At 34.3% G+C, this 2017-nt stretch carries 3 protein-coding genes; all 3 read left to right on the forward strand.

Annotation, left to right across the window (positions count from 1 at the left end):
* The coding region (nrdD, locus tag Q5O30_RS01060; protein ID WP_302674496.1) for an anaerobic ribonucleoside-triphosphate reductase at window positions 1-803 on the forward strand (803 nt) is incomplete at its 5' end.
* A gap of 123 nt (window positions 804-926) precedes the next feature.
* Entirely contained in the window at window positions 927-1607 is a 681-nt protein-coding gene (locus tag Q5O30_RS01065) for a GTP pyrophosphokinase family protein (RefSeq protein WP_118589636.1), read from the forward strand.
* A gap of 21 nt (window positions 1608-1628) precedes the next feature.
* A complete protein-coding gene (locus Q5O30_RS01070; RefSeq protein ID WP_021951921.1) occupies window positions 1629-1964 on the forward strand; it encodes a cupin domain-containing protein in 336 nt (111 codons plus the stop codon).
* Window positions 1965-2017: the final 53 nt, after the last annotated feature.

A 2017-nucleotide genomic window follows, 5' to 3' on the forward strand; every position in this document is an offset into this window, starting at 1 on the left:
GGGCACTTAGATGCAGACATGAGAGACTTCTTGGAACACCTTCAGGTGTGGCACCTATTTTATGGCAAAACGGTGCTTTGGCACGTCTTAAAAAGGGTGAAACTATTGATAAATTATTATTTAACGGATATTCAACCATTTCATTGGGCTATGCAGGTCTTTATGAAATGTGTGTAAGAATGACAGGTAAATCTCACACTACTCCTGAAGGAAAAGAGTTTGCCATTAAGGTTATGCAGAAGTTAAATGATAAATGTGCTGAGTGGAAGGCAGCTGAAAACATCAGCTATTCCGTATATGGAACACCTATGGAATCTACTACCTATAAGTTTGCTAAGTGTCTCCAGAAGAGATTTGGCATTATAAAGGGTGTTACAGATAAAAATTACATTACCAACAGTTATCATGTTCATGTGACAGAAGAAATAGATGCTTTCAGTAAGCTTAAGTTTGAATCAGAATTTCAGAAACTTTCACCGGGTGGTGCCATAAGCTACGTAGAAGTTCCTAATCTTCAGGACAATATCGAAGCAGTAATTGAAGTAATGAAATTTATTTATGACAACATTATGTATGCTGAATTAAATACTAAATCTGATTATTGTGAGTGCTGCGGATACAATGGAGAAATTCAGATTGTATCAGACGAAGAGTCAGGAAAGTTAATTTGGGAATGCCCAAGCTGTGGAAACAGAAATCAGGATAAAATGAGTGTTGCCAGAAGAACATGCGGATACATTGGAACCCAGTTCTGGAATCAGGGAAGAACTCAGGAAATAAAGGATAGGGTACTTCATTTGTAAAAAATAATAGTTATAAAAATAAAGGAGATTGCTGTCGGACAGATGGCAATTTCTTTTTTTTATTTAGTGTGGTATAATAATCACAGTTATGTGCGCGGAATTAAGAGGGAGAGGTATAAAACGATGATAAAAGATCAAATAAGAAATATTATTATTAATGAAGTGGTAAAAAGTCCCGTGGTGGAGAAAATTAAAGAGGGACAGTTATCCTATATGAAATTAATGTCGTATTATAAATGTGCCATTATGGAAATAGAAACAAAGTTCAGGGTTTTAGATGAACAGTTTTCTTTAAGATACGACGATAATCCTATAGAAACCATAAAATCAAGGCTGAAATCCCCTGAAAGCATAATGAAAAAGGTTCAGAAAAAAGGTCTTAAAATGACTACCGATGATATTGAAAAAAATATTACGGATATTGCAGGAATCAGGGTTATCTGTTCCTTTAAGGAGGATATTTATAAACTGGCAAAATGCCTTCTTCAGCAGGATGATATAACATTAATTGAAAAGAAGGATTACATAAAAAATCCTAAGGAAAGCGGTTACAGAAGTCTGCATTTAATTGTGGAAGTACCTATTTTTCTGGAAGATGAAAAAAGAGCAATGAAAGTTGAAGTGCAGTTTAGAACCATAGCCATGGATTTTTGGGCAAGTCTTGAACATAAAATGAGATATAAAAAGGATGTAGATGAGGATTTGTTGACAGTATTATCTGAGAAACTCACGGAATGTGCAGAATTAAGTGCCAGCTTAGACGATAAAATGGAAAGTATCAAGAATTTAACAAAAGCTAAATAAAATAAGAAAGCAGGTGTAAATATGTTGTTTAATTTTGATGACATGGAAGAAACAATTCTTCACAACTTTAATGGTGGAAAGAATGACACAAAGGCAAAAATGTTTATTGATGAAAACGTAAAGATACTTTATGGGACATTGGAGCCGGGTTCATCTATTGGTCTTCACACCCATGAAAAAAACAGCGAGACAGTTTATTGCATATCAGGAGAGGCTACTATTATCATGGATGGAAAGACGGAAATATTAAAGCCGGGAATGTGTCATTATTGCCCTATGGGACATACTCATGGAATGGAAAATAAAGGCGATGAAGATTTAGTGATTTTTGCTGTTGTACCAAATCACGAAAAATAAATTTTGTATGTTTTTTATATGAAAAACACAATAAAAATCTGATTATCCGCTAA

The organism is Eubacterium sp. CAG:161 (genome assembly GCF_000432355.1).
In the GTDB taxonomy this organism is placed as follows: Bacteria; Bacillota; Clostridia; order Lachnospirales; family Lachnospiraceae; genus Eubacterium_G; species Eubacterium_G segne.

Coding starts and splice junctions, on each gene's coding strand:
- Q5O30_RS01065 (WP_118589636.1), top strand. CDS start 927: ATGATAAAAGATCAAATAAGAAATATTATTATTAATGAAGTGGTAAAA.
- Q5O30_RS01070 (WP_021951921.1), top strand. CDS start 1,629: ATGTTGTTTAATTTTGATGACATGGAAGAAACAATTCTTCACAACTTT.